The organism is Mesorhizobium sp. M0848, from assembly GCF_040319805.1.
Taxonomy (GTDB): domain Bacteria; phylum Pseudomonadota; class Alphaproteobacteria; order Rhizobiales; family Rhizobiaceae; genus Mesorhizobium.
In genome coordinates this window covers 65,525-91,331 of record NZ_JAMYOM010000028.1, presented here as the reverse complement: position 1 = coordinate 91,331, position 25,807 = coordinate 65,525, and the positions used below count along the sequence as shown (strand labels likewise).

23 protein-coding genes and 1 pseudogene are annotated in these 25,807 nt (G+C 63.7%); 10 read left to right on the top strand and 14 right to left on the bottom strand.

Features of this window, described 5'->3' with window-relative positions:
- Positions 1 to 161 precede the first annotated feature (161 nt).
- Positions 162 to 1,130 carry an adenosylcobinamide-phosphate synthase CbiB gene (cbiB, locus tag NKH95_RS27550; RefSeq protein WP_352793875.1) on the bottom strand — a complete coding sequence of 323 codons (969 nt, stop codon included), beginning with the start codon at positions 1,128 to 1,130 and terminating at the stop codon, positions 162 to 164.
- Between cbiB and cobD the strand changes: the two genes are divergently transcribed.
- Both cobD and NKH95_RS27540 read left to right on the top strand, forming a co-directional pair.
- On the top strand, positions 1,129 to 2,178 hold the full coding sequence (cobD, locus tag NKH95_RS27545; protein WP_023812361.1) for a threonine-phosphate decarboxylase CobD: 1,050 nt from the start codon (positions 1,129 to 1,131) through the stop codon (positions 2,176 to 2,178). The two genes, cbiB and cobD, sit on opposite strands and share 2 nt — an antisense overlap.
- A complete protein-coding gene (locus NKH95_RS27540; protein WP_023812360.1) occupies positions 2,175 to 2,684 on the top strand; it encodes a tyrosine phosphatase family protein in 510 nt (169 codons plus the stop codon). Before cobD ends, NKH95_RS27540 begins: the two co-directional genes overlap by 4 nt.
- A gap of 34 nt (positions 2,685 to 2,718) precedes the next feature.
- Here NKH95_RS27540 and NKH95_RS27535 read toward each other — a convergent pair.
- The 4 genes and pseudogenes from NKH95_RS27535 to NKH95_RS27520 form a co-directional block, all read right to left on the bottom strand.
- A pseudogene (locus NKH95_RS27535) lies at positions 2,719 to 3,003 on the bottom strand (type II toxin-antitoxin system RelE/ParE family toxin); the annotation flags it as partial.
- Positions 3,003 to 3,257 carry a type II toxin-antitoxin system ParD family antitoxin gene (locus tag NKH95_RS27530; protein ID WP_023812358.1) on the bottom strand — a complete coding sequence of 85 codons (255 nt, stop codon included), beginning with the start codon at positions 3,255 to 3,257 and terminating at the stop codon, positions 3,003 to 3,005. The pseudogene NKH95_RS27535 and the gene NKH95_RS27530, both read right to left, overlap by 1 nt.
- Positions 3,258 to 3,426: 169 nt before the next feature.
- Positions 3,427 to 4,230 carry a creatininase family protein gene (locus tag NKH95_RS27525; protein WP_352893846.1) on the bottom strand — a complete coding sequence of 268 codons (804 nt, stop codon included), beginning with the start codon at positions 4,228 to 4,230 and terminating at the stop codon, positions 3,427 to 3,429.
- Between the two features lie 54 nt (positions 4,231 to 4,284).
- Positions 4,285 to 4,668: a RidA family protein gene (locus NKH95_RS27520; protein WP_023812356.1), complete on the bottom strand. Its 384-nt coding sequence runs from the start codon at positions 4,666 to 4,668 to the stop codon at positions 4,285 to 4,287.
- A 265-nt stretch (positions 4,669 to 4,933) separates the two neighbouring features.
- Here NKH95_RS27520 and NKH95_RS27515 point away from each other — a divergent pair, with 265 nt between their 5' ends.
- The 7 genes from NKH95_RS27515 to NKH95_RS27485 all read left to right on the top strand — a co-directional run bounded on the left by NKH95_RS27515 (position 4,934) and on the right by NKH95_RS27485 (position 11,696).
- Entirely contained in the window at positions 4,934 to 5,938 is a 1,005-nt protein-coding gene (locus tag NKH95_RS27515) for an ABC transporter substrate-binding protein (protein ID WP_127258460.1), read from the top strand.
- Between the two features lie 12 nt (positions 5,939 to 5,950).
- Positions 5,951 to 6,778 carry an ABC transporter ATP-binding protein gene (locus NKH95_RS27510; protein WP_352439846.1) on the top strand — a complete coding sequence of 276 codons (828 nt, stop codon included), beginning with the start codon at positions 5,951 to 5,953 and terminating at the stop codon, positions 6,776 to 6,778.
- On the top strand, positions 6,765 to 7,616 hold the full coding sequence (locus NKH95_RS27505) for an ABC transporter permease (protein ID WP_352893844.1): 852 nt from the start codon (positions 6,765 to 6,767) through the stop codon (positions 7,614 to 7,616). Before NKH95_RS27510 ends, NKH95_RS27505 begins: the two co-directional genes overlap by 14 nt.
- 4 nt (positions 7,617 to 7,620) lie before the next feature.
- Positions 7,621 to 8,919, top strand: coding sequence for a cytosine deaminase (locus tag NKH95_RS27500; RefSeq protein ID WP_352893842.1), 1,299 nt, complete (start codon positions 7,621 to 7,623; stop codon positions 8,917 to 8,919).
- A complete protein-coding gene (locus NKH95_RS27495) occupies positions 8,919 to 10,322 on the top strand; it encodes an FAD-binding oxidoreductase (RefSeq protein WP_352891950.1) in 1,404 nt (467 codons plus the stop codon). Before NKH95_RS27500 ends, NKH95_RS27495 begins: the two co-directional genes overlap by 1 nt.
- Positions 10,323 to 10,527: 205 nt before the next feature.
- Positions 10,528 to 11,109, top strand: a complete 582-nt coding sequence (locus NKH95_RS27490) for an NAD(P)H-dependent oxidoreductase (protein ID WP_352893841.1) — start codon at positions 10,528 to 10,530, stop codon at positions 11,107 to 11,109.
- Positions 11,109 to 11,696, top strand: a complete 588-nt coding sequence (locus tag NKH95_RS27485) for an NAD(P)H-dependent oxidoreductase (RefSeq protein WP_352893840.1) — start codon at positions 11,109 to 11,111, stop codon at positions 11,694 to 11,696. The genes NKH95_RS27490 and NKH95_RS27485 overlap by 1 nt, the downstream gene beginning before the upstream one ends.
- 101 nt (positions 11,697 to 11,797) lie before the next feature.
- On the opposite strand, the gene NKH95_RS27480 is transcribed toward NKH95_RS27485, so the two are convergent.
- From NKH95_RS27480 to NKH95_RS27460, 5 genes are read right to left on the bottom strand one after another with little or no spacing between them, the layout of a single operon-like run.
- Complete coding sequence (locus NKH95_RS27480) at positions 11,798 to 14,248, bottom strand: GcvT family protein (protein WP_352893838.1); 2,451 nt, start codon at positions 14,246 to 14,248, stop codon at positions 11,798 to 11,800.
- Positions 14,245 to 15,426: a pyridoxal phosphate-dependent aminotransferase gene (locus NKH95_RS27475; protein ID WP_352891841.1), complete on the bottom strand. Its 1,182-nt coding sequence runs from the start codon at positions 15,424 to 15,426 to the stop codon at positions 14,245 to 14,247. The genes NKH95_RS27480 and NKH95_RS27475 overlap by 4 nt, the downstream gene beginning before the upstream one ends.
- Positions 15,419 to 16,324: a homocysteine S-methyltransferase family protein gene (locus NKH95_RS27470; RefSeq protein ID WP_023812346.1), complete on the bottom strand. Its 906-nt coding sequence runs from the start codon at positions 16,322 to 16,324 to the stop codon at positions 15,419 to 15,421. Before NKH95_RS27470 ends, NKH95_RS27475 begins: the two co-directional genes overlap by 8 nt.
- A complete protein-coding gene (locus tag NKH95_RS27465) occupies positions 16,321 to 18,774 on the bottom strand; it encodes a GcvT family protein (RefSeq protein WP_352893837.1) in 2,454 nt (817 codons plus the stop codon). Before NKH95_RS27465 ends, NKH95_RS27470 begins: the two co-directional genes overlap by 4 nt.
- A 20-nt stretch (positions 18,775 to 18,794) precedes the next feature.
- Positions 18,795 to 19,382: a helix-turn-helix domain-containing protein gene (locus tag NKH95_RS27460; protein ID WP_502895354.1), complete on the bottom strand. Its 588-nt coding sequence runs from the start codon at positions 19,380 to 19,382 to the stop codon at positions 18,795 to 18,797.
- Between the two features lie 180 nt (positions 19,383 to 19,562).
- Here NKH95_RS27460 and NKH95_RS27455 point away from each other — a divergent pair, with 180 nt between their 5' ends.
- Complete coding sequence (locus NKH95_RS27455) at positions 19,563 to 20,267, top strand: nitroreductase (RefSeq protein WP_023812343.1); 705 nt, start codon at positions 19,563 to 19,565, stop codon at positions 20,265 to 20,267.
- A gap of 11 nt (positions 20,268 to 20,278) precedes the next feature.
- On the opposite strand, the gene NKH95_RS27450 is transcribed toward NKH95_RS27455, so the two are convergent.
- The 4 genes from NKH95_RS27450 to NKH95_RS27435 form a co-directional block, all read right to left on the bottom strand.
- On the bottom strand, positions 20,279 to 21,721 hold the full coding sequence (locus NKH95_RS27450; RefSeq protein WP_023812342.1) for an MFS transporter: 1,443 nt from the start codon (positions 21,719 to 21,721) through the stop codon (positions 20,279 to 20,281).
- Between the two features lie 168 nt (positions 21,722 to 21,889).
- Positions 21,890 to 22,492, bottom strand: a complete 603-nt coding sequence (locus NKH95_RS27445; protein ID WP_023812340.1) for a sarcosine oxidase subunit gamma — start codon at positions 22,490 to 22,492, stop codon at positions 21,890 to 21,892.
- The gene (locus tag NKH95_RS27440) at positions 22,485 to 25,493 is read right to left on the bottom strand and encodes a sarcosine oxidase subunit alpha (RefSeq protein WP_352893835.1); all 3,009 of its coding nucleotides are present in this window, start codon (positions 25,491 to 25,493) and stop codon (positions 22,485 to 22,487) included. The genes NKH95_RS27445 and NKH95_RS27440 overlap by 8 nt, the downstream gene beginning before the upstream one ends.
- Complete coding sequence (locus NKH95_RS27435) at positions 25,490 to 25,804, bottom strand: sarcosine oxidase subunit delta (protein WP_023812338.1); 315 nt, start codon at positions 25,802 to 25,804, stop codon at positions 25,490 to 25,492. The genes NKH95_RS27440 and NKH95_RS27435 overlap by 4 nt, the downstream gene beginning before the upstream one ends.
- Positions 25,805 to 25,807 lie beyond the last annotated feature (3 nt).

The window sequence follows — 25,807 nt, the reverse complement described above, 5'->3', positions numbered from 1 at the left end:
CTCGTCGAAACCATCGAGGCAGCCGAATGCAAGAACTACTTCGAAAACGCAGGCTACGCTTCCGTCAAAATATGAAACGCTCTAGGGGTGGGGGTCCGTGCCGGGCAGACATCTCAGGAATTCCATATGCGATAGCCCTGCCCACAAGGGGGAGCGTGAGATCACGTCACGATGACAACGACCGAAACCAACCCGAACAGGGCGATCAGCAGATAGTCGGCAACGCGATAGAGTTTCAGCGCCTGCCTGATGTCGAGGCTGTCGGCTTCGCGCCGCCCACCTTCGCCCATGAAGACGTCGTCGACCAGTACGCCGCCGTAGCTGCGCGGCCCGGCGAGCGACAGGCCGAGCGCGCCGGCCATCGCCGCTTCCGGCCAGCCGGCATTGGGTGAGCGATGTTTTTTCGCGTCGCGCAATACCGCATGCCAGGCATTTTTCGCATCAGCGCCTTTGACGAGGAACGCCGCCAGCACGATCAGCAGCGCCGTCAGCCGCGACGCCGGCAGATTGATCCAGTCGTCGAAGCGCGCCGCTGCCCAGCCGAACGCCTCGTGGCGCGGGGTGCGGTGGCCGATCATCGAATCGGCGGTGTTGGCGGCCTTGTAGGCGGCGCCGCCGGCCAGGCCGCCGACGCCGGTCCAGAAGGCGGGGGCGACGATGCCGTCAGAGAAATTCTCGGCCAGGCTCTCGATCGCCGCGCGGCAGACGCCGGCCCTGTCGAGCGTTTCAGGGTCGCGGCCGACGATCCGCGAAACGGCAACGCGGCCCAAAGCCAGGCCGCCGGTGTCGAGCGCGTCAGCCACCGCCTCGACATGCTCATAGAGGCTCTTTTGCGACAGAAGCGACGTTGCCAGAAGGGCCGTGATGACGAGGCCCTTGGGAACAAACCAGAACAGGATCTGCACGCCCAGGCCAATTATCGCCGGCACCAGCACGATGACCAGCAGCGCCTGGACACCACGCTTGCGACGCAGCGCGTCGGGATCAGTGGCGCGGTTGAGCCTGTGGTCGAGAAAGGATATCAGCCTGCCGAACCACGTCACCGGATGGCCGATGGCGCGAAACAGCCAATCGGGGTAACCGAGGGCGAATTCGACGGCCAATGACAGGAAAGCGATCAGGACTGACATGAAGCTTCTTAATGGGGCGGTTGTGGACCATGGTGGAAGTCTTGGCCGCGCGAGGGGGCTTTTTCCCAACGCCCTGCTGCCATTCGTCGACCTCTCGACCGGTATCAATCCGCACTCCTACCCGCTTTTCGACCTGCCCGCCACCTCGCTGTCGCGGTTGCCGGAAGCCGCGCGCACGCGTGAGCTGACAGAGATCGCTGCCAGTGCCTATGGGGCGCCGTCGCCAGCCAACATCGTGGCGGCACCGGGCACGCAGATCCTGTTGCCGCGCGTCGCCTCGCTGATTACCCCCGGAAGGGCGCTGGTGCTGGGTCCGACCTACGCCGAACATGCCCGCGCAGCAGTGATCGCCGGGCACGCGGTGACCGAGGTCGGCGATTTCGCTGACCTGGCGGACGCCGACCTTGCCATCATCGTCAATCCGAACAATCCGGATGGACGTGTCATCGAGCGCGACCGGTTGCTGGCTCTGGCTGCCGGATTGCGCGCCAAGGGCGGGCTGCTGGTTGTCGACGAGGCGTTCATGGATGTTGGGCCGCGCGAGCATAGCCTCTGCGGCGATGTCGGCCAGGGCGGTATCGTCGTCCTGCGTTCGTTCGGCAAGTTCTTCGGCCTGGCCGGGCTGCGGCTCGGGTTTGCACTTTCCGATGTAGCGACGGTCGAACGGCTTGAGACGCAATTCGGGCCATGGGCCGTCGCCGGCCCGGCGCTGGAATACGGCATCCGCGCGCTTGCCGACATCGACTGGCAGGACGCGATGCGATCATCTCTTGCCGGCGCATCGGCGCGGCTCGACGCGCTGTTGGCCCGCTTCGGCGTACCCGTAGCGGGCGGCACCACATTGTATCGTTTCCTCAGTTTGACCAATGCCGCCGATTTGTTTGCCGCGCTCGGCGAGCGCGGCATCCTGCTTCGCCATTTTGCCGATCGGCCTGACGTTCTGCGCGCCGGCCTGCCGGGAAGTGAGGAGGAATGGCAGCGGCTCGAGACCGCTCTTGCCGAATGGGCGTCGCGGCGCGAGGATCAATCGAAGGGTTCGGAACAATGATCCATGTCTGTTCGCTGGCAAAGATCGAGGAAACGGTGGCCAGGACCGGCGCCGACCGCATGCTGTCGCTGCTTGCCGCCGGAACGGAGGTGGTCCGTCCGGCGTCGATCGCCCGAGAAAACCATCTGCATCTGGTCATGCATGACATCGCGGCGGCGCAGGACGGCATGACCATGCCGGGCGAGGAGCATGTCCGTAACCTGCTCGATTTCGCGCGCCGCTGGGACCGGGCAAGGCCGATGCTCGTGCATTGCTATGCCGGCATCAGCCGCTCGACCGCCTCCGCCTACATCATTGCGGCGGCATTGGCGCCGAAACGCGATGAGGCCGAACTGGCTCAGACATTGCGGACGCTGTCGCCATCGGCGACACCCAATCCGCGGCTGATTGCGGTGGCCGATGCGCTGCTTGATCGCAACGGCCGCATGATCGAGGCAATCGAATCGATCGGGCGCGGTGCGGATGCCTTTGAAGGCACGCCCTTTGCGCTGAGGATCGACAGCTAGCTGCCCCATGTCGTTGTTCGATTATCGAGTGGCCTTCATTCGCCCAATCTTCATGCCCGTGGCGTACCCGGACAATGAACACGTCGTCGTCGGCTTCGATCCGGTAGACGACAAGATGGGCTTTGAAGGGATGGATACGCATCGGTGGCCTCAATTCAAGCCGCTCTCGCGCTATTCGGGGACTGGCAGCGATCAGGTCAAAGATCGTGAACAACTCGTCATGATACTGTCTGGCCTGCACAGCGCCGAACAGGCGCACCCCTTGCTCGGCAATACCGACGATGTCCTCTTCCGCGGCTAAAGAAAGGCGAAATCCCACTACCTATTGCCGGATGGCTTTTCAGCGCGTTTAACCGCCTCCGTGAAAAGCGCGTCCCTGGATCGATTGCCGATGCCACTCTTCAAGCCATCATCGACAAAGCGCTGCATGGCGGCAATCTTGTCGTTGCGCTCCTGATCCCGACGGATCAAATCGCGCACATAATCGCTCGCGTTGGCGTAGCGGCCCGTTTCGGTTTGCGCCTCAACCCAATCTTTCATCGGATCGGGCAATGATACGTTCATCGTTGCCATACTGGCCTCCATATCCCGTCCAGTATGGCCCATTTTGGCAAAGTTTGTCAAAATCTCTTGTGCGGAAATCTCTCTGTGCAAAAGCGTGATCGTCTGATCCGCCCTCCGTCGCCTGGTTTGTTCAAGAGGACAGCGTTTGCCTTTCGATGCCAGACCACTGGTTTGGAGGCTACGTCAACCAGTCCGCGAGCTTCGCCTTGCGGACATCCCGCAGCAGGCTGATGAAGCCGTCGGCCTGATATTCTGCCGTCAGCCGGCCTTTCTCCGCCGTCGCGATGCTGGCATCGCCGACGACGCCGTTCGGGTTGAGATCGCCAGCTATCCAGGCGAAGGCGTGGGTGCCGGTGTGGCGCAGCAGCGAGAATTCCTTCTCGGCCTTGGCGACATTGGAAACGAAATTGTCGGCCTTGCCCATGTCGACGAGGTCCGGCCGGAAATGCAGCATCAGCGAGGTCTCGACATCGCCGCCATGGATGCCGTGGCGATCCTCCAGTTCGGTGTACATGCCGGCCGGACGACCAAAACGCTGCCAGCTGGTCTTTACCGCCAGCATCTTTTCACGCACGCGCAGTTCGCGCGTGACGATGCCCATGATCTCTTCGTTGCCGCCATGCGAATTGACCACGATCAGCTTGCGCACCCCGGCGCGCGCGATCGACAGGCCAAGCTCGGTCCAGGCTTCTATCAGCGTGGTTGCCGGCAGAGTGAGGGTGCCCGGCGCGTGCAGATGTTCGTTCGACTTGCCCACTGCCTGGACCGGCAGGATGCGGATGTCGAGATCGTCGGGCAGGCGCGAAATAACCGTGTCGAGCATGCCGTTCATGATCGAAGTGTCGGTAGAGACCGGCAGATGTGGCCCATGCTGCTCGATCGCCGCCACCGGCAGCACGGCGATCGTCGCCTCCGGATCGATCGAGGCGTATTCGGTAGTCCGGTAGTCGCCCCACCACGCGCGTTTCTTCGCAACAGTCATGTCATGCCTCTTCGATGAACGGCCAGACCTAGCGCGGCGGAGGTTGTCTGTCGATCACCCGGCCGCGATGGCCTCGACCTCGACCTTGAATTCGGGGCGGGCAAAGCCGGAAACGATCATCAGCGTCGAGGCCGGCGCGGGGCTGGAAAACAGCCGGTCGCGGACATCCATATAGGGCCGCAGATGCGCGCGATCGGTGACATAGGTGTTGATGCGCACGATATCCCTCAGACCCAGGCCGGCTTCGCCGAGAATCGCCGCGATGTTTTGAAAGCAGAGTTCGGCCTGCGCGCCGGCGTCTTCCGGAATCTGGTCGTCCGCGGTGATGGCGACCTGACCCGAGCACAGCACCAGCCGCTTGCCAGCCGGCACCTCGACGCCGTGGCTGTAGCGGGCAAAGGGCGGCTTGATCGACTTCGGGGTGAGGAATCTGAACATGGCAATCTCCTGGATGCCGTCAGCCTAAAGCCGGACCCACTACACCTTCAAGATGGCGGTGCATGTTGCCCGGGCGATTATGGACAGCCGTTCAAAAAATAGGCACGATGCCTTCCGTACAGCATGACCCGTCCGCGCTTGGCATGGCAACGTCTTTCAAGCGGGCGGCCCCGGCGCCAGACGCCGGTGGCATGTGTCTTGCTTCTTGAATCTTTGGTGTCGAGCCTGGCGCGTGGCGCGCCGGAGCAAACAGAGGGTGGTGTCGATGTACGGAAAACAGAAGATCTCGGTGGCGGTTGTGGCCCTGCTTGCAGCCAGCACGCTGGGTGCTGCTGCGAATGAGAAAGTCACCTTCGGCACCAACTGGTTGGCCGAGCCGGAGCATGGCGGATATTACCAGTCCGTGGCGGACGGCACCTATGCCGCCTGCGGCCTCGACGTCACCATTATGCAGGGCGGTCCGCAGGTCAGCGGCCGGCCGATGCTGCTGGCCGGCAAGATCGATTTCTACATGGGCGGCAATCTGCTGTCGGCTTTCGATGCCGTCCAGCAAGGCATTCCGATGCGGGTGGTGGCGGCGGATTTCCAGAAGGACCCGCAGGTCATCATGTCCCATCCCGGCGAAGGGCTCGACAAATGGGAGGACCTGAAGAACGCCGACCAGTACATATTGGGTGACGAGGGCGTGCAGACCTTCTTCCAGTGGATGGTCATCGAACTCGGCTTCGATGCCTCCAAGCGCGCGCCCTACACCTACAACACCGCTCCCTTCCTCGCCAACAAGAAGTCGATCCAGCAGGGCTACGTCACCTCCGAGCCGTTCGCGGTCAAGAAGGAAGGCGGCTTCGTGCCGAACCAGTTCCTGCTCGCCGACTATGGCTGGGACACCTATTCGACGACGATCGAGGTGATGCAGGATACGATCGACAAGAAGCCGGAGGTGGTCCAGTGCTTCGTAGATGGCTCCGCCAAGGGCTGGTACAAATATCTCTACGGCGACAACAAGGCCGCCAACGACCTGATCAAGAAAGACAATCCCGACATGAGCGACGAGCAGATCGCGTTCTCGATCGAGCAGATGAAGAAGTTCGGCCTGGCCGATTCCGGCGACACCGAAAAGCTCGGCATCGGCGCCATGACCGACGAGCGGATCAAGAGTTTCTACGACAAGATGGTCAAGGCCAAGGTCACGCCAGCCGGCATCGACATCAAGAAGGCCTACACGCTGACCTTCATCAACAAGGGCGTCGGGCTCGAGCTGAAGAAATAGGCCGGTCCCGGCATGATAAGGGAAAAAGTGGCGCCAGCGCCGGCTGTGTCGGGTACGGCCCCGACGCTTCTGGCGCTGCGCGGCGTCGGCAAGGTATTTTCCAACGGCGTGACGGCGCTCAGCGACGTCGACCTGACCATCCGGGAAGGCGATTTCCTCAGCCTGCTTGGGCCGTCGGGGTGCGGCAAGTCGACGGCGCTGCGGCTGATCGCCGGCCTGTCGACGCCGACCTCCGGCGTGCTCGACTGGCGCGGCGGCGGCTCGCTTGACCGTTCGAACATCGGCTTCGTCTTCCAGGAGCCGACGCTGCTGCCCTGGGCCAATGTTTTCGACAATGTCTGGCTGCCGCTTCGGCTGAAAGGCATTTCGCGCGCCAAGGCGACACCGGCGATCACGGAGATGCTGGCGCGGGTGCACCTGACCGGTTTCGAAGACGCGGTGCCGCGCGAACTGTCCGGCGGCATGAAGATGCGCGTCTCCATTGCGCGCGCCATGGTGACCAAACCGCGCGTGCTGCTGATGGACGAGCCGTTTGCCGCGCTCGACGAGATCACCCGCTTCAAGCTCAACAACGATCTGCTGGAACTGTGGCAGGACGAACGCTTCACCGTCGTCTTCGTCACCCACAGCGTCTTTGAAAGCGTGTTCCTCTCCAACCGCGTCGTCGTCATGGCGGCGCGGCCGGGCAGGGTGTTCGACGAACTCGCCATCGAGGCCTCCTATCCGCGCGACGAGGCGTTTCGCACCTCGCCCGACTATGCGGCACTCTGCCGTCAGGCCTCCGATGTGTTGGTCAATGCCATCAATTCAACAGCAGGCGCGCATCATGACGGCCATTGACGAGCGCGTGCTCGAACTCGACCCCGAGGAAGCGCGCCGCGTGCGCCAGGAGCGGTTCGAACGGATCGGCCGCTGGCTGCTGCCGCTAACGATCATGATCCTGGCGATCTGGCTGTGGGATCGTATCTGCGTCTGGAACGCGATTCCGCAATACATCCTGCCGCGCCCGGGCGTGGTGCTGTGGACACTCTACAACGATGCCGGCCTGCTGTTTTCCTCGCTGCTGGTCACCTTGCGCATCACCTTCCTCAGCCTGGCTCTGGCCGTCATCGGCGGGGTCGGGCTGGCGGTGCTGTTCGCGCAGTCGAAATGGGTCGAGATGTCATTCTTCCCCTTCGCCATCGTGCTGCAGGTGACGCCGATCGTGGCGATCTTTCCGCTGATCAACATCTATGTGAACGACCAGACAACCAAGCTTCTGCTGTGCGCCTGGATCGTCGCCTTCTTTCCGATCCTGTCCAACACCACGCTTGGCCTCAACTCCGTCGACCGCAATCTGCGCGACATGTTCAAGCTCAATGGCGCGACGCGCTGGCAGCAATTGCGCTATCTCAGGCTGCCGGCCGCGATGCCCTATTTCCTCGGCGGGCTGAAGATCGCCGGCGGCCTGTCGCTGATCGGCGCGGTGGTGGCCGAGTTCGTCGCCGGCACCACCGGCCAGTCGTCCGGCCTTGCCTCGCGCATCATCGAGGCCGGTTACCGGCTCAACGCGCCGCGGCTGTTCGCGGCGCTGTTCCTGATCTCGCTGACCGGCATTTTGATCTTCCTCGTGCTGTCGCTGATTTCGCATCTCATTTTGCGGCGCTGGCACGAAAGCGCACTGAAGCAGGAGCGCTAGGCCCTTGATTCCGAACACAGGTTCATACCGGCTCGCCAATGTCAGGCTTCACGCATCCCTGACCCCAGGCCTTGGCGCTGCTCTCGACAGGGATGGCTTTGCGCTTGCCGACGTCACTATCGCGGACGGCAAAATCGCAGGCATTGCCGCCCACGGTCGTGCAGCGCCTGCTGATGCCGTCGATCTTGGCGGCCGCATCGTGCTGCCATGCTTCGTCGACAGCCACACGCATATCGACAAGGGCCATATCTGGCCGCGAAAGCCCAATCCCGACGGCACGTTCTTGGGCGCGCTGAATGCCGCCGGCGCCGATCGTGTGGCACGCTGGAGCGCCGAGGACGTTGCGAAACGGATGGATTTCTCGCTGCGCTCAGCCTACGCCCATGGCACCAGGGCGCTGCGCACGCATCTCGACAGCGTCGCGCCGCAGGAGGAAATCTCCTGGCCGGTGTTCGAGGCGATGCGCGAGGCATGGCGCGGCCGCATCGAGTTGCAGGGCGCCTGTTTGCTCGGCATCGAAGGCGTACGCGACAAAAAGTGGTTCGACAGGCTGGCAAAGAGGGTTGCCGCGGCAAAGGGCGTGCTCGGTGTCGTCACCTATATGGTGCCGGACCTCGAAGAACTGCTCGACCATGTCTTCGCGCAAGCGATCAAGCATGGCCTCGATCTCGATTTCCATGCCGACGAGACCGATGACATCTCCGCCATATCGCTGAAGAAGATCGCCGAGGCCGCTCTTTGGAACGGTTTCGAAGGAAAGATCCTCGTCGGCCATTGCTGCTCGCTTGCGCGCCAGCCGGACCTCGACGTGCTCGACACGCTGGACAAGGTGGCGAAGGCAGGGCTAGCCGTCGTTTCATTGCCGATGTGCAATCTCTATCTGCAGGACCGGCGCGGCGACGGCACCACGCCGCGCTGGCGTGGCGTGACGCTGCTGCACGAGATGAAGGCGAGGGGCATTCCGGTCGCTGTCGCTTCCGACAACACGCGTGATCCCTTCTATGCCTATGGCGATCTCGACATGCTGGAGGTCTACCGCATGGCGACGCGCATCCTGCACTTCGACCATCCGGTCGCCGACTGGCCGCAAGCGGTCACCGCGACGCCGGCCAGGGCGATGCGGCTTGAAGGCTTCGGCACGCTTGCCGCCGGCGGCGATGCCGATTTCATCGTGTTCAAAGGCCGAAGCTGGACGGAATTGCTGTCGCGGCCCGAATCGGATCGCATCGTGGTGCGCGGCGGCAAGGCGATCGACCGGCAATTGCCGGACTACGCCGAACTCGACGAACTGATGGTGGAATGATGGACGTTTCGGCGCTCAAACGCGATCTCGAAGGCCTGAAGGTCGACGACAATCCGGCCATCGTCCAGCAGAAGAGCCGCGATTTCTACTGGTACAGCCCGGTGCTGAAGCAGCAGCTAGACCATGTCACCGGCGATCTGATCGTGACGCCGAGGAACGAGGCTGAACTGATCCGTGTGCTTGCCGCCTGTCATCGCCATGGCGTGCCGGTGACGCCGCGCGGCAGCGGCACCGGCAATTACGGCCAGGCGATGCCGCTTTCGGGCGGCGTCGTGCTCAACCTCGCCGAGATGAACGAGATCAACTCGATCGCGCCAGGTCGCGTGGTGACCGGACCGGGGGCCATTCTGGCCGATATCGATAAGGCGACGCGGGCGCATTCCGGGCAGGAGCTGCGGCTGTCGCCGTCCACCTACAACACCGCCTCGATCGGCGGCTTCATCGCCGGCGGTTCGGGCGGCGTCGGCTCGATCAATTTCGGCGGCCTGCGCGACTTCGGCAATGTGCTGCGGCTGCGCGTGGTGACCATGGAAGCCGAGCCGAAAGCGCTCGAACTCACCGGCGAGGATCTGCACAAGGTGACCCATGCCTACGGCACCAACGGCATCATATCGGAGGTCGAGATGCCGCTGACCGCGGCTTATGAATGGATCGACGTCGTCGTCGGCTTCGACGCTTTCATGGATGCGGCGCGCTATGGCAATGCGCTGGCCTGTCAGGACGGTATCCTGACCAAGCTGATCACGCCGATAGCGGCACCCGTGCCGCAGCTCTATTTCAAGCGGCACCAGAAATTCCTGAAGCAGGGGCAAAGCATCTGCGTCGTCATGGTGGCGCGGCATGGGCTCGATGCCTTCCTGGCCTTCACCAGGCGTGCCGGTGGCGAGGTGATCTTCAATGCAGCCTCAGCGACGCCGGACGAGAAAAAGGGCCTGCCGCCGGCCTATGAACTGGCCTGGAACCACACCACGCTGAGGGCACTGCGCGTCGATCCTTCGATCACCTATCTGCAGTCGCTCTATCCCTTCCCCAACCAGCTCGCGCTGGTCGAAAAGATGGATGCGATGTTTCCGGGCGAGGTATTCTCGCATCTGGAATTCGTGCGGCTGGATGGCAACATCACCTGTTTCGGCTTGTCGCTGGTCAAGTTCACCACCGAGGCGCGGCTCGACGAGATCGTGCGCCTGCACGAGGAGAATGGCTGCCCGATCTTCAACCCGCACCGCTACACGCTGGAAGAGGGCGGCATGAAGCAGACGGATGCCGTGCAGCTTGCCTTCAAGCGCGAAACCGATCCGCAAGGCCTGCTCAACCCCGGCAAGATGATCGCCTGGGAAAACCCGGACTACGACTACCGTTCGGGCCGGACTTTTCTGTTCAAGGGGTTGCAGAGGGCGGGATGAGGAGAGGTTCGCGCTTGAACACCCCCCTCTGTCCTGCCGGACATCTCCCCCGCAAGGGGGGAGATTGGCAGCTTCTGAGTCTCGACCATTCTGTGGCGTTGACAGTTGGCGAAAGCAATGCGGCAGTCCGATCTCCCCCCTTGCGGGGGAGATGCCCGGCAGGGCAGAGGGGGGTGCCTCGCACTGACCTTGCGGATATTCCCCTGTGAACATCCTCGTCCTTTACGCCCATCCGGTCGAGACCAGCTTCAATGCCGGCCTGCACCGCATGATCGTCGAGCGGTTGACGGCGGCGGGCCATACGGTCGATGACTGCGACCTCTACGCGGAGGATTTCGATCCGCGGATGACGCGGCAGGAAAGGCTGGACTACCACAATCCGCGCGGCGCCGCTGACGCTGCCGCACCTTATGTCGAGCGCCTGCTGCGCGCCGATGCGCTGGTGCTTTCCTATCCGGTCTGGAACTATGGCTTTCCAGCGATACTGAAAGGCTTTTTCGATCGCGTCTTCTTGCCCGGCGTGTCGTTCAAGCTGGTCGACGGCAAGGCGCAGCCGTCGCTGCACAACATACGCAAGGTCGCGGCGGTGACCACCTATGGCGGCAGCCGGTTCCGCGCCATGCTGATGGGCGATCCGCCGCGCAAACTGATCAAGCGCATGCTGCGCGCCACCGTCAAACCGGGCGCGCCGGTGAGCTATCTTGCGCATTATTCGATGAATCTGTCGACCGACAGCACGCGCAAGACCTTCATGGTCAAGGTCGCGGCCATCATGGATGCCTTCTGATGCGCGCGCTGGTGGTCTACTGCCATCCGGTGCCCGACAGCTTCTGTGCGGCAATTCGCGACAGCGCCATCGACGTGCTGATGCGACGAGGCTGGGAGGTGCGGCTGCTCGACCTCTACGCCGAGAAGTTCGACCCGGTGATGGGCTGCGACGAGCGACGCTCCTACAATGACCAGGCGCCGCAGGACCCGGCGCTGAAGCCGCATTTCGAACTGCTCAACTGGGCCGAAGCGATCCTGTTTGTCTATCCGACCTGGTGGTACGGACTGCCGGCGATGCTGAAGGGCTGGCTCGACCGGGTGTGGGCGACGGACGTCGCCTTCAAGTTGCCGGCCGGCAAGGGGCGGATCAAGTCGCTGATGACGCATGTAACCAAGGTCGGCGTCATCACCACCTGCGGCGCGCCGACCTGGTGGAGCGTCGTCGTCGGCCAGCCGGGACGCAAGACCCTGCTGCGCGGCATGCGAGCACTGTGCGCGACACGCTGCCGGACCTTTTTCCTGGCGCACTATTTGATGGATGCCTCGACGCCGGCAACAAGGGCGGCGTTTCTGGCGAAGGTGCGGGCAAAGCTGGAGCGGTTTTGAGAAGCGGGGTCTCGTAGGGCGCTATCCCCACCCCGTCCCGCAATCTCCGCTTTGCTCCGACCGCGAGCCGACCCTCCCCACAAGGGGGAGGGTAAGAGGCGCTACATCTTCACCCGCTCGGCCTTCGGATCGTACATCGGCCTCAGCGACGCTTCCGCCGCAAAGCGCTCGCCGGCGATCTCGATTTCGTAGGATGGAGCCAGCACATCCGCTTCGCTCTCGCCCTGGCATGGCACATAGCCCAGCCCGACCGCGCCGCCGAGATGATGGCCGTAATTGCCTGAAGTGATCGGGCCGACGATCTTGCCGTCGCGCAGGATCGCCTCGTTGTGGAAGAGCAGGGGCTCCGGATCCTTCAGGCGGAACTGAACGAGTCGGCGTGACAAGCCGGCTTCCTTCTTGCGTAGCACGGCATCGCGGCCGATGAAGTCGCCCTTGGCGGTCTTCACCGCGAAGCCTAGGCCGGCTTCCAGCACATTGTCCTCGTCGGTGATGTCGTGGCCGAAATGCCGGAACGCTTTTTCGATACGGCAGGAATCCAGCGTGTGCAGGCCGCAGAGTTTCAGGCCGACATCCGCACCTGCCTCCTCGATCGCCTCGAAGACATGAGCCGCCTGATCGGTCGAGACATAGAGTTCCCAGCCGAGCTCGCCGACATAGGTGACGCGGTGGGCGCGGGCCAGGCCCATGCCGATTTCGATCTCCTGGAACGTGCCGAACGGATTTTTATCATTGGAAAAATCGTTGGGGCTGACCTTTTGGATCAGCTTTCTTGCGTCCGGGCCCATCAGGCAGAGCACGCTTTCGGCCGCCGTCACGTCGGTGATGACGACGAACTCGTCGGTGATGTGCCTGCGCAGCCAGGCGAGATCGCGCTGCAGCGTGGCGCCGGGGACGACGAGAAAGAAAGCCGTCTCGGACAACCGCGAGACCGTCAGATCGCTCTCGATGCCGCCGCGCTTGTTGAGCATCTGGGTGTAGACAATCTTGCCCGGCGCGACGTCCATGTCGTTGGCGCACAGTCTTTGCAGGAAAGCGCTGGCGTCGCGGCCCTCGACGCGGATCTTGCCGAACGAGGTCATGTCGAACAGGCCGACGCCGTTCCTGACCGCAAGGTGTTCTTCGCGCTGGTTGTCGAACCAGTTCTGGCGCTTCCAGGAATAGCGGTATTCGCGCTCCTGGCCCTCGCGAGCGAACCAGTTGGCGCGCTCCCAGCCGGCGACTTCGCCGAATACGGCGCCGCGCGCCTTCAGATGCTCGTGCAGCGGCGAACGCCTGACATTCCTCGATGTCGCCATCTGCCGATAGGGGAAATGGTCGGCATAGAGCAGGCCGAGCGTTTCCGAGACGCGCTCCTTGAGGTAACGGCGGTTCTTCTGGAACGGCTGGGCACGGCGGATGTCGACTTCCCACAGGTCGAAGGGAGCTTCGCCATCATTGATCCACTGCGCCAGCGCCATGCCGGCGCCGCCGGAGGAGACGATGCCGATCGAATTGTAGCCGGTCGCCATCCAGTAGCCGGACAGTTCCGGCGCCTCGCCGAGATAGTAGCGGTCGTCGGGCGTAAAACTCTCTGGACCGTTGAAGAAGGTGTGGATGCCTGCGGTCGCCAGCATCGGCATGCGGTTGACGCCCATTTCGAGGATCGGCTCGAAATGCTCCATGTCCTCCGGCAGTTGATCGAAGCAGAAATCCTCGCTTATGCCGTCCATGCCCCATGGTTTCGCCACCGGCTCGAAGGCGCCCAGCATCATCTTGCCGGCGTCCTCCTTGTAGTAGGCGCACTCGTCCGGCACGCGCAGCACCGGTAGCCGGCCGAGGCCGGGGATTGGCTCGGTGACGAGATAGAAATGCTCGCAGGCGTGCAGCGGGATGGTGACGCCGTTCCGCGCTCCCAGTTCGCGTGCCCACATGCCGGCGCAGTTGACGACGATGTCGGCCTCGATCGTGCCTTGTTCTTCGCCTTGTGCCCAAGCCACGCCGGTGACGCGGCCGGCCCTGCTGTGGACCTTGGTGACCTTGACGTTCTCGATGATGGTGGCGCCGCGCTGGCGCGCGCCCTTGGCCAGGGCCATGGCGATGTTGGCGGGGTCGCACTGGCCGTCGAGCGGCAGATGCACGGCACCGATGACATCGGAAACATTGAGATGCGGGTACATCTCGCTGACTTCCCTGGGCGAAATCTCGCGCACGTCGACATCGAAGGCACGCGCCAGCGACGCTTGCCTGTAGATCTCGTGCTTGCGCTCCTCGGTCAGCGCCACGGTGATCGAACCGACCTGGCGCATGCCGGTGCCGACCTCCGTCTCGGCCTCCAGCTTGACGTAGAGGTCGGCGGAATATTTCGCCAGCCGCGTCATGTTCTGCGAACCGCGCAACTGGCCGATCAGGCCGGCGGCGTGCCATGTCGTGCCCGACGTCAGCTGTTTGCGTTCGAGAAGCACGATATCGGTCCAGCCGAGCTTGGCCAGGTGATAGGCGACCGAACAGCCGGAAACGCCGCCGCCGATGATGACCGCTCTTGCTTTGGCGGGAACTGCCTTGGCGGTCATGCTGCCTCGCGACGGTAGCTGAAAGCAAAGCGGCGCAGACGAAGTGCAGCTTCCTGCAGCACGGGTTCGGGCTGGCAGAGGCTGATGCGAATGTGGCCGGCGGCCGCCTCGCCGAAGCTGGAGCCGGGCATCACGCCAACCTTTTCGTTGTCGAGCAGGGCCCAGGCGAATTTCTCGTCGTCCGGTTCGACGGCCGAGATGTCGAGCATGACATACATGCCGCCCTCCGAACCGCGCACGGTGACATCGTTCATGCCCCGCACGGCGTCGAGCAAGACGGTGCGGCGTGCCGCGTAACGTTCGGCGATCTCCTTGACGCCGTAACGGTTCTCCAGTGCCTCGGAACAGGCGATCGAGATGAAGGCCGGCAGGCCGTAGGTCGTCACCAGATTGAGATTGATCATGAGCGTGATCATCTCCTCCGGCCCAGTCAGCCAGCCCATGCGCCAGCCGGTCATGCCGTGGCTCTTGGACATCGAATTGATGACCAGCGTACGCTCGGCCATCCCTGGCAGCGAACGCGGCGAGACGTGCTCGCCGCCGCCGAGCGTCCAGTAGACTTCGTCCGACAGCAGCCAGAGGTCGTGCTCCCGGCAGACTTCTGCCAACTGCTCCAGCCGCTCGCGCGAATAGACAGCTCCTGTCGGATTGTTCGGCGTGTTGATCAGGACGGCGCGCGTGTTCGGCCGGATTGCCGCGCGGATCATGTCGGCACGCGGCTGGAAGCCATCCTCGGCCGGTGTCTCAACGACGGTGAAATCAGCGCCTGCGGCGCTGAACGTGTTGGGATAGGTGGCATAATAGGGCGCCACGACGATGGCGTGATCGCCCTGGTCGAGCACGCCCTGCACCGCGGCGTAGAGTGCGGCCTGGCCACCCGGTGTGGCGATCACCTGATCCGGCGACGTCTCGACGCCGGTGCAGGCGGTCGAGGCCGCCGCCATCGCCCTGCGCAGGCGCGGCAAGCCGGGAAGCGGGGTGTAGTGATGATTGCTGCCGCGAACCGCGGTCACACAGGCTTCGATGGTCTGCGAAGGCGTGTCGAAATCATGGTCGCCGACCGACAGCATGATGATGTCTTCGCCGGCCTCCTTGCGCGTCCAGGCGGCGAAATGGACTTCCCAGCCGTCCTTGCCCGAAGGCACGATGCCGGAAATACGCGATGATGGTCTAGGCATGCAAAACTCCCGAAATTTCGTAGCCGGCCTGTTCGAGCCGGTCGCGCAGGGCGGCGATGTGCGGCGGTCCGACTTCGCAGCAGCCGCCAACGATGCTTGCCCCAGCCTCGACCCAGCCGATCGCCTGGTCGGCATAGGCATCCGGGCCAAGGTCGTGACGGGCGTGCAGCACATCGACGGTGCCGCCGTGCTTGAGTGCTTCGGTTGAAGTGAAGCCATTGGCGTAGGCGCCGACCGGGCCGCCGAGGTCGATCAGTTCAGGCAAAGCCGCGGCGATTGCTTCCGGCCGGCAGCAATTGACCAGCCGCGCGGCGACTGCCAGGCCATCGAGCGCGCCTGCCGCGGCGGCTATTGTCTCGCCGCTGCGCAGCCGTGGCTTGCCGTGGTCGGCCAGCGTCCACGACACCCATACCGGCTTGCCGCTTTCCGATGCCGCGGTGACCGCCGCGCGGGCTTCGTCCGCCGACGCCATGGTTTCACACAGGAACAGGTCGACGCCATCGGCCTGCTCGGCAACGATGCGGCGGTAAATATCGAGCGTGTCCTCGAAGGAAATGGTCAGTGCCGGTGCATAGCTGCCGAAAAGCGGCGACAGGCAGCCGGCGATGGCTGCATCGCCGGCCTCGTCGCGGGCCTGCCTGGCCAATTCGATGCCGCGCTTCTGCAATGGCTTGAAGAGGTCTTCCGCGCCCTCGCGCGCCAGGCGTTCGGGTGTCGCAGAATAGGTGTTGATGGTGATGACACGTGCGCCGGCACGGATGAATTCCGCGTGCAGGTCGCGCACCAAATCGGGTTCGTCGATCAGCACCCTGGCCGACCAAAGCGGTGTCGGCTCGGATTTGCTGCGGCGGACCAGTTCCTGGCCCATCCCGCCATCGGTGAGGATGATTTTCTTCATGCGCGCAGCCTTTCGTTCTTCGGATCCCACAGCGGTTCATCCTTCTGCACGATCGCCTGAAAGCGGTCACCGAAGATTTCGACCTCGACTGATGTACCTGGTTCGGCCAGGTCGGCGCGCAGCATGCCGAGTGCGATCGACTTGTCGATGCGATGACCCCAGCCGCCCGACGTCGTCTCGCCGACGATCTTGCCGTCATGCCAGAGTGTAGAAACTGACGGAGCGTCGCAATCGCCGGGGTTTTCCACCACCAGCGTGACGAAGCGCTTCTTCACGCCTTGCTGCTTTTCGTTCTGGAGTGCCGCCTTGCCGCGGAAGTCGGGCTTGTCCCATTTGACGAAGCGCTCCAACCCGCCCTGCAGGATCGAATAGTCGGTCGACAGGTCGCCCTTCCAGGTGCGGTAGCCTTTTTCGAGCCTGAGCGAATCCAGCGCATACATGCCGAACGGCTTCAGCCCATGCTGTTGTCCCGCCGCGCAGATGGCATCGAAGATGGCGGCGGTGTCGTCGATCCTGGTGTGGATTTCCCAGCCGAGTTCGCCGGCGAAGGAGACGCGCACGAGTTTGGCCCAGCGACCGGCGATCTTTGTCTCCTGATGCGTCAGCCATGGCAGAGTGAGGTCGGCTTCGCAGACATCAGCGAGGATTTTTCGCGAGTTCGGGCCTGCCAGGATCTGGGTCGAGAATTCCTCGGTCCGATCGATCAGCTTGAAGGTCGCATCTTCAGGCATGCGCGATTTCAGCCACTCGAAATCATGCCATTGCGCGACCGCCGCGGTGATCAGCGTCATCAGGTTGTCGTCGTGGCGCACGACGGACATTTCGGTGACGATGCGACCCTTGTCGTCGGCAAAATAGACGAGACCGATGCGGCCGGGTTTTGGCACCAGCCCAGTGACCTGCAGGCTCAGCCATTCGGCGGCACCCGGGCCTTCGAGGTTGAAGCGCGAGAAGCCCGGCAGGTCCAAAATGCCGGCGGCATCGCGCACCGCCAGGCATTCTTCACGCACACGATGGTGCCACGGTCCTTCGCGGCGGAAGGTCAGCGTCGCTTCCTCTGAAACATCATCGCCCTCTTGCGCATACCAGGTGGCGCGCTCCCAGCCATTATAGGCGTCGAAGCGGCCGCCGAGCGCCTTGATGCGATCGTGGATCGGCGACAGCTTGCGGTCGCGGCCTTCCGGCCAGGCATGGCGCGGGAACTGGATGGCGTATTCGTTGCCGTAGATCTCCATGCCCTTGGCGACGCAATAGTCCGGCGCCGCGGCAAAGGAGGTGAAGCGGCGCGGGTCGCATGACCACATGTCCCATTCGGTCTGGCCCTCTGTCACCCATTCGGCCAGCACCTTGCCGGCGCCGCCGCCCTGGGCGATGCCGAAGGTGAAGACGCAGGCCTCGAAGGCATTGGGAACGCCGGGCATCGGGCCGATCAGCGGATTGCCGTCCGGCGTGTAGGGGATCGGGCCATTGATGACCTTGGACAGGCCGGCGGTGCCCAGGATCGGCACGCGGGCGACGGCGTCGGCCAGATAATGTTCGAGCCGGTCGAGATCGTCGGGGAACAGCTGGAAGGAAAAATCCTCCGGCATCGGGTCGTTGTGGGTGGCCCAATGCGCGCGGCAATTGCGCTCATAGGGGCCGAGATTCATGCCGTTCTTCTCCTGGCGAAGATAGTAGGAGGTGTCGACGTCGCGCAGCAGCGGCAGTTTCTTCCCCTGTTCCTTCGACCATGCCGCCAGTTCGGGAATCTCCTCGAACAAAATGTACTGATGGCTCATCACCATCATCGGCACGTCGCGGCCGAACATCCGGCCGACTTCGGCGGCGCGGTAGCCGGCGGCATTGACGACGATCTCGCAGCGGATCTCACCTTGTGCCGTCTCGACCACCCATTCGTCGTTCTCACGGCGCACGCCTGTGACCGGGCAGAAGCGGATGATCTTCGCGCCCATGTCGCGCGCACCCTTGGCCAGCGCCTGGGTGAGCTGCGCCGGATCGATGTCGCCGTCGCTCGGGTCGTAGAGCGCGCCTTTCAGGTCATGCGTCTCGATGAAGGGATAGCGACGCTGGATCTCGCCGACACCGACAATGTCGATGTCCATGCCCTGGTAGAGGCCCATGCCCTTGGCGCGCTGAAATTCCTGCATGCGCTCTTTCGTGTGGGCAAGGCGCAGCGAGCCGGTGACGTGATAGTTCATGGGATAGTCGACCGCGTCGGCCAGCCCGCGATAAAGCTCGGTCGAATAGCGCTGCATGTTCATCAGCGACCAGGACGAGGAGAAAGTCGGCACGTTGCCAGCGGCATGCCAGGTCGAGCCCGAAGTCAGCTCGTTCTTTTCCAAGAGCACGCAGTCGGTCCAGCCCGCCTTGGCGAGATGGTAGAGCGAGGAGGTGCCGACGGCACCGCCTCCGATGATCACCACGCGCGCCGTGCTCGGCAAACCCGCCATGTTCTTCTCCAAACTTGAACTCAATAGACGGGTGGTGAAACCACCCAGATGACAATTGCCGGCTCGGCACCCGGATTGCGCCAGCGGTAGGGCTTGCCTTCGAAGCGAAAGGAGTCGCCCTCGCCAAGCCGATGCCAGACACCTCCGATCTCGATGTCGAACAGTCCGGACGCGACGTATCCGGCTTCCTCGGTCGGCCGCTGCGCCTCGGCCTTCAGTTCCGCGCCCGGCGCGAAGACCGAACGCACCATCTCGAAGCTACCGCCGAGATCGGGCGACAGAAGCTCCTCCACCAGGCCGGATTCGCTTGTGCCAAGCGTGCGGCGCCTGCCGGCACGCACGACCACGCCGCGCTCGCTTTCGACAGGCACGTCATGGCTGAAGAACAGGCTGATCGGCACGCCGAACAGTTCGGCGAAGGCTCGGAGGTCACCGAGCGATGGAATCGACAGGCCGCGCTCGACCTGGCTGACCCAGCCGACCGAACGGCCAAGCTTCAGGCCGATCTCGGCGAGCGTCAGCCCGCGCGCCTTGCGCAGGGCCCTGATATCGCCGGCCAGCACGCGTTCGTCAGGTCCCTGCAATGTTCTTGCGGTAGTCGAAGGCAAAACGCTCTCTTCATGAAAAAATACCGTCAAATTTCATGAGAAATCAAGCTCATGAAAAAATCAAGTAGATTTTCACGGATGCACAAGATTTGCTTGCGCGATTTTGACGGTTCATGCAAAGGCTCCGCCGAGAGCGGCGAGTGGGGACGTCCGATCGAGACAAAGGGTAAGGGACGGCCCATGCTGGAAAATAACCCCCGAATCGCGGGCGATGCCGAGATTGTCGACGAGGCGATCCTGTCGCGCCGTTCGGTGCGCGCATTCCTGCCCGACATGGTCGACGACGACACCATCCGCGCCATTCTGGCGGTTGCGGCGCGCGCCCCATCCGGCACCAACATGCAGCCATGGAAAGTCTATGTCACCAAGGGCGAGAGCAAGCAGCGGATATCAGACGCCATTCTCAATTCCGGCATTCGCGCCGAAAAAGCCGATTGGGACGAGTACCGGTATTATCCCACCCAGTTCTTCGAGCCGTATCTGACCCGCCGCCGCGCCAACGGTTTCGGCCTCTATGGCGCGCTCGGCATTGGTCGCCGCGAGGTCGACAAGATGCGCGCCCAGCACGACCGCAACTTCGTCTTCTTCGACGCTCCGGTCGGCATGATCTTCACCATCGACCGCCGCCTCAACCAGGGCTCGTGGATTGACTACGGCATGTTCCTGCAGAACATCATGGTCGCAGCCAGAGGCAGGGGTCTGCACACCTGTCCGCAGGCGGCCTTCGCGCCCTATCACCGGCAGATCAGGCCGGTGCTCGACATTCCGGACGAAGAGATCGTCGTCTGCGGCATGGCGGTTGGTTACGAAGATACGTCAAAACCTGAAAACGCCTTCCGCACCGACCGCGTGCCGCTGGAAGAGTGGGTGACGTTCAGCGAGTAAGCCAGCCAGCTTCATTCCGTGTTCATCTGTGCGCCGTGGCCGCTGACATGGACGCCGTCTTGCGGCGTCAGCTTGAGGTAGGCAAGCAGCGCGCAGAGCGTGATGACGCCCTCGATCACGAACAGGATGCGAAAGTCGTCGGCGACGGCAGGGCCGCCGCCCGCCAGAAACGACAGTGCCGCGGCGGCCAGGCCAACGCTGATCGCCACTGCCAGCTGCCATAATATGTAATAGAGCGCGCTGAAACGGGCGAGCTGCTCGGGCGCGATGTCGGAATAGGCGAGGTTGCCGGTCGAGGCCCATTGCGCGGAGCGGAAGACGCCGAAGACGAAGATGTAGGTGAGCACGATCCATACCGGCGTCGTCGCCTGCATCAGCGCGAAGCCGGCAACCAGGGCGGCGACGATGGGCGTGTTGTAGACCAGCACGCGGCGAAAGCCGAAACGGTTGAGGACACGCGGCATGAAGAACCGCATGGCCACGGAGCCGACCGCGGCGACGAAGGTCAGCGATCCCGCCTGAACCGCGCTCATGCCGAAGCCGAGCTGGAACATCAGCGGCAGCAGGAAGACGACGGAGCTGAGGCCGATCGTGTCCAGCCCGCCACCGGTGAGGAACGAAATGCGGAAGGTACGGATGCGCAACAGCTTGAGATCGAGCAGCGGATTGCGCACGCGCAGGCAGTAGAACGAGGCGATGGTCAGGATAACGAGCGCCAGCGCCAGTTCGGCGGCGATGATGCCGCCCGCGGCATCCTTGGCGGCAAGCGAATCCATGCCGAAGACCAGCAGGACCATGCCGCTGCCGACCAGCAGGAAGCCCGGAAAATCGAACGGCGTGCGCACCGGCTTGGTCATCGTCGGAAACAGCGAGGCGGCAAGAATTGCCGCAGCCAGCGCGAACGGCACGTTGATGAAGAAGATCCAGCGCCAGGAAATGTAGGTGGTCAGCGCGCCGCCGACGAGCGGACCGACCAACGGTCCGGACTGGCCGGCCAGCGAGATGTACATGTTGATCTTCAGCGTTCGGCTGCGCGGAAAGGTCGACAGGATGACGACCTGGCCGAGCGTGCCCATCAAGGCGCCGCCAAAGCCTTGCAGCGCGCGGGCGCCGACCAGCGTCCAGATGTTGTCGGACAGCCCGCAGAGCGCCGACGAGGCGGCGAACACCAGCAAGGCAAAGCAGTAGACGTTGCGCAGTCCGAAGCGGTCGGCGGCCCAGCCGCCAAGCGGCATCGAGATGATCAGGCTGGCGACATAGACGGTAATCAAGAGGCCGAGCTGGCTGGGCGGACGCCCGAGGCTTTCGCTGATGCCCGGCAGCGCGGTCACCACGACATTCTGGTCGAGGCTGGTCATGAACACGCCGCAGGCGACCGTTAGCGGCAGCAGGAGCAAGGCTCTGGCCGGCACATCGGCGCAATCCGTGGCGCCGGCGGATAGTTCTGCGGTCATGGAGATGTTCGAACCAAACGAATGTGCCGACTCTGAGACGGGATTTACCCCTTGGACCGGCCTGGCGGTCATGTTTCCAACCATGAGCGCCCGAGGCGCGATTCTCTAGCGGCAGAACCGGCTGGCGTTGATGCCAGAAGTGACGCGGCGCCCTGGCCGACAGGGCGCCTACTGCACCTCGTAGCCGACTTCCTCGCTGGCATGGCAGAGCGCCTTCCAGAACGAGCGTGCGAATGAGCGGAAGACATAGATGTCGAACTGGTCGGCGCCGGTGCGCTGGATCTGGGCGAAGATGTCGTGATGGGTGGTCGAGCGGCCGGCGCCGATGGGAAAGGCCGGCAGCGAAAAGTCGATGGCGAAGAATTTCGCCAGCACCCATTCAGCCTTAGGCCCGGCAATGCGGATGGCGGTGCGGCCATGTGAAAGATCGGTCACGGTGCCGATGGCCGGCGTTACCACTTTGGCAAAGGCGGGGGCCAACCCTTCGGCCTCGTCGGCGATAGTGAACTTTCCCGGCGCGAAGCCGAACACCGATTTCACGCCGTCGCTCAAGCCGCCGCCTGCGCCATCGGGCAGAGCAAGCCCGGTGACGGTGCGGATGGCTGCTATCAGCTTCTTCTCCTCGCCGGGCCACGCTGCCAGCTGCACGATCGAGCCAGGCCGCGTCTCGGTCAGGATGATCTCGACGCCATGCTCGAAATTGCCGTGTGAGCCGACGTGAAATTCCGGTTCGAGTGGCGACAAGGGTTCGGGTGACTGGCGCTCAACCATGCATGCGGCTCCCGTCCGGATCGAAGAAGTGGTTGGAGACGATCTCGACCGGTCCAAAGCGGTTGCGCAAGGGATCGGAGACATGGGCGCGCGTGCCCTGCCGTGCCTTGCCGCCCTTGACCAGCGCCAGCGCGATATGCTTGCCGAGCGCCGGCGAATAGCAGCAGGCGGTGATATGGCCGATGGAGTCGTGCGGATTGGCTTCGTCAACCTCCTCGACGATGTGGGCGCCACCGTTGAGTGGCCGGTTATCGAGGGCGATCAGGCCGACCAGTTCAAGGCGGTCCGATGCGATCAAGCCTTCGCGGTCCATCATCGCCGAGCCGATGAAAGGCTTCTTCTTCGACAGCATCCAGTCGAGATGCAGGTCGCGTGCCGTGGTGCGGCCGTCGATCTCGGCGCCGGTGACATGGCCCTTTTCGATGCGCATGGTGCCCAGTGCCTCGAGCCCATAGGTGGCCAGCCCGAACGGCTTGCCGGCTTCAATAAGCGCTTCCCAGACATGGGTGCCGTGGCCGGCGCCGGAATAGACTTCGAAGGCCATTTCACCGGAGAAGGACAGCCGGCAAATCATCACCGGCACGCCTGCTATATCGCCACGCACGATGCCCATGAAGGGCAAGGCGGCGTTGTCGACCGACGTGCCGGTGACACAGTCGGCGAGGATCTGCCTGGCCTTCGGCCCGCCGATCGCGGCACCCGCCCATTCGTCGGTCACCGAGGTCACGTGGACTTTCAGCTCCGGCCAGATCACGTCGAGGAAATACTCCAGATGCTGCATCACCTTGCCGGCATTGGCCGTGGTGGTGGTCATCAGGAAATCCTGATCGCCGAGCCGCCAAGTGGTGCCGTCGTCGAAGGCTAGGCCGTCCTCGCGCAGCATCAGCCCGTAGCGTGCCTTGCCGGCGGCGAGCGTCGAAAACATGTTGGTGTAGACGCGGTCGAGGAATGCGGCGGCGTCAGGGCCTTGCACGGCAATCTTGCCCAGCGTCGAGACATCGACGATCCCTGCGCTTTCGCGCGTCGCCTTGGCTTCGCGCACATAGGCCTGCTCGACCGTCTCGCCGGCATGACCGTAGATCATCGGCCGGTACCAGAGGCCGGCGGAATACATCGTCGCGCCACTGGCCAGATGCCAGTCATGCATCGGAGTCAGCCGCTCGGGCTTCAGGTCGCCAAAACGCTCGGCCGCCAGCGAGCCGATCGACACCGGTGCAAAGGGCGGCCGGAAGCGCGTCGTGCCGACCTCGGGGATCGGCTTGCCCAGCGCTTCGGCCATGATTGCGAGGCCAGGCACGTTGGAACTCTTGCCCTGGTCGGTCGCCATGCCGAGCGTGGTGTAGCGTTTCAGATGCTCGACCGAGACGAAGCCCTCGCGGTGGGCCAGCCGCACGTCCTCAGCCGTGACGTCGTGCTGGAAATCGACAAAGCTCTTGCCCTTGGCCCTGATCTCGAACACCGGGGCGGGATCGGGATCGCCGGGCACTGCTTCGACGGTCGGCAGCATGGACGGTGTGCTCTGCCCGCCGGCGGCGGCGAGGCCGGCGGCGCGGCCTTCGGCGATGGCTTCGGTGGTGGAAAAACTGCCGGTGAAGGCACCGGCGCCGATCCATTGCTGTGGGGGCCACTTTTGTGTCGGCTTCGGCGGCAGAAAGGCTTGCCGGGCGGCGTTCCATTCCGCCTTGGCACCGGCCTGGCTGGCCAGATGGATGGTCGGCGACCAGCCGCCCGACATCAGCAGGCAATCGGCATGGATGCTGCGTGCATCACCGATGAGCGTGCCGTTGGTCATGTCGAAGCGCTGCAGTTTGAGGCCGGACAGCGCCTTGCCGCCTTCGGTGGCGACGACGGCATGGCCAGCGAAGATCTCGGCCTCGGCTTCCGCGGCCAGCTTGCGCATCTCCGGCGAAAGTTCCGGCCTGACATCGGCGATGGCGACGACCGCGGCACCGGCCTTCTTCAAGGCGACCGCCGCCCGATAGGCGCTGTCATTGTTGGTGAACAGTGCGATCCGCTCGCCCGGCAGCACGCCGAATTCGTTGGCGTAGCGCTCGGAGGCATGCGCCAGCATCACACCGGGCCTGTCATTGCCGGGGAAGACCAGCGGCCGCTCGAACGCACCAGTGGCCAGGACCACGGATTTGGCGCGGATCGCCCAATAGCGATGGCGCGGCTCGCCCTTGCCTGGCTGATCCTTATGGTCGCTGACCCGTTCGAGCGCGGCAAGCGTGTTGTTGTCGTAGTAACCCCAGACCGTGGTGCGCGGCAAAAGGCGGACATTGTCTCGGCCTTCGAGCTGGGCGACCGTGCGACGGGCCCAATCGGCGGCAGGCGCGCCGTCGATCGTTTCATCGGACCAGTTGGCCGAACCGCCGAAACGCGGCTCGAGATCGGCCAGCATGACGCGGGCGCCCTGATCGGCGGCAGCCTTGGCGGCCATCAGGCCGGCGGGGCCGGAGCCGACCACCAGCACGTCGCAAAAGGCGTTCATGCGTTCGTAGCGGGCCGGGTCCTTTGCCGATCCGGCGCTGCCGAGGCCGGCGGCGCGACGGATGAAGTGTTCGCAGAACATCCAGAAGCGCGTGCCTTTGAGCGGACCGAACACCGGTCCCATGAAGGTCTTGTAGTAGAACCCGGCCGACAGGATCTTGCCGCCGAGCTGGTTGACGGCGTTGATGTCCCAGGCAAGCGAGGGAAAGCGGTTCTGGCTGATGGCAACCAGGCCGTCATGGATCTCGACCATGGTCGCTGGGATGTTGGGTTCACGAACCTCGCCCTTCAGCACCGTCACCAGCGCGTTGGGTTCCTCGACGCCGGCTGTGAGCAGGCCGCGCGGGCGGTGGTATTTGAACGAACGTCCGTAAAGCGTGACGCCCTTGGCCAGCAGGGCTGACGCCAGCGTGTCGCCGGCATGGCCGGTGTAGGCCGCGCCATCGAAGGTGAAGCGGATGGTTTTCAGCCGGTCGATGCGGCCGCCGGTGTCGGTGCGGCGCGGGCTCATGACTTGTCCTCCGCCTTGCGGCGCGCGGCGGAGCCATGATCGCCGCGCCCTTGATGATCACCGCGCACAAAAGCAACGCTGGAAATCTCATGCGTCAGCGTGTTGCGCACGACGCGCAGATGCGTGCGGCAACCGCCGGAATGCTGCCAGATCTCGTTGTGATCCCCGGCCGGGTTCAGCCTGTCATAGACATAGGCGTTCCACGCCTCGAAATTCTGCGAGGCGGGGTCGGGGCGCTCACGGTTGCCGTCACCCTGATAGGTGAACTCGATGACGTCGCGCGGGCCGCAATAGGGGCAAGTGATCAACATTGA

What these genes read in the sequence shown, in the direction of transcription:
- NKH95_RS27450 (WP_023812342.1), bottom strand. Translation starts at nt 21,721, where the DNA reads ATGACCGCAGAACTATCCGCCGGCGCCACGGATTGCGCCGATGTGCCG.
- NKH95_RS27505 (WP_352893844.1), top strand. Translation starts at nt 6,765, where the DNA reads ATGACGGCCATTGACGAGCGCGTGCTCGAACTCGACCCCGAGGAAGCG.
- NKH95_RS27530 (WP_023812358.1), bottom strand. Translation starts at nt 3,257, where the DNA reads ATGGCAACGATGAACGTATCATTGCCCGATCCGATGAAAGATTGGGTT.
- NKH95_RS27440 (WP_352893835.1), bottom strand. Translation starts at nt 25,493, where the DNA reads ATGAGCCCGCGCCGCACCGACACCGGCGGCCGCATCGACCGGCTGAAA.
- NKH95_RS27515 (WP_127258460.1), top strand. Translation starts at nt 4,934, where the DNA reads ATGTACGGAAAACAGAAGATCTCGGTGGCGGTTGTGGCCCTGCTTGCA.
- NKH95_RS27485 (WP_352893840.1), top strand. Translation starts at nt 11,109, where the DNA reads ATGCGCGCGCTGGTGGTCTACTGCCATCCGGTGCCCGACAGCTTCTGT.
- cbiB (WP_352793875.1), bottom strand. Translation starts at nt 1,130, where the DNA reads ATGTCAGTCCTGATCGCTTTCCTGTCATTGGCCGTCGAATTCGCCCTC.
- cobD (WP_023812361.1), top strand. Translation starts at nt 1,129, where the DNA reads ATGAAGCTTCTTAATGGGGCGGTTGTGGACCATGGTGGAAGTCTTGGC.
- NKH95_RS27475 (WP_352891841.1), bottom strand. Translation starts at nt 15,426, where the DNA reads ATGCCTAGACCATCATCGCGTATTTCCGGCATCGTGCCTTCGGGCAAG.
- NKH95_RS27435 (WP_023812338.1), bottom strand. Translation starts at nt 25,804, where the DNA reads ATGTTGATCACTTGCCCCTATTGCGGCCCGCGCGACGTCATCGAGTTC.
- NKH95_RS27495 (WP_352891950.1), top strand. Translation starts at nt 8,919, where the DNA reads ATGGACGTTTCGGCGCTCAAACGCGATCTCGAAGGCCTGAAGGTCGAC.
- NKH95_RS27525 (WP_352893846.1), bottom strand. Translation starts at nt 4,230, where the DNA reads ATGACTGTTGCGAAGAAACGCGCGTGGTGGGGCGACTACCGGACTACC.
- NKH95_RS27465 (WP_352893837.1), bottom strand. Translation starts at nt 18,774, where the DNA reads ATGGCGGGTTTGCCGAGCACGGCGCGCGTGGTGATCATCGGAGGCGGT.
- NKH95_RS27455 (WP_023812343.1), top strand. Translation starts at nt 19,563, where the DNA reads ATGCTGGAAAATAACCCCCGAATCGCGGGCGATGCCGAGATTGTCGAC.
- NKH95_RS27510 (WP_352439846.1), top strand. Translation starts at nt 5,951, where the DNA reads ATGATAAGGGAAAAAGTGGCGCCAGCGCCGGCTGTGTCGGGTACGGCC.
- NKH95_RS27540 (WP_023812360.1), top strand. Translation starts at nt 2,175, where the DNA reads ATGATCCATGTCTGTTCGCTGGCAAAGATCGAGGAAACGGTGGCCAGG.
- NKH95_RS27480 (WP_352893838.1), bottom strand. Translation starts at nt 14,248, where the DNA reads ATGACCGCCAAGGCAGTTCCCGCCAAAGCAAGAGCGGTCATCATCGGC.
- NKH95_RS27520 (WP_023812356.1), bottom strand. Translation starts at nt 4,668, where the DNA reads ATGTTCAGATTCCTCACCCCGAAGTCGATCAAGCCGCCCTTTGCCCGC.
- NKH95_RS27470 (WP_023812346.1), bottom strand. Translation starts at nt 16,324, where the DNA reads ATGAAGAAAATCATCCTCACCGATGGCGGGATGGGCCAGGAACTGGTC.
- NKH95_RS27445 (WP_023812340.1), bottom strand. Translation starts at nt 22,492, where the DNA reads ATGGTTGAGCGCCAGTCACCCGAACCCTTGTCGCCACTCGAACCGGAA.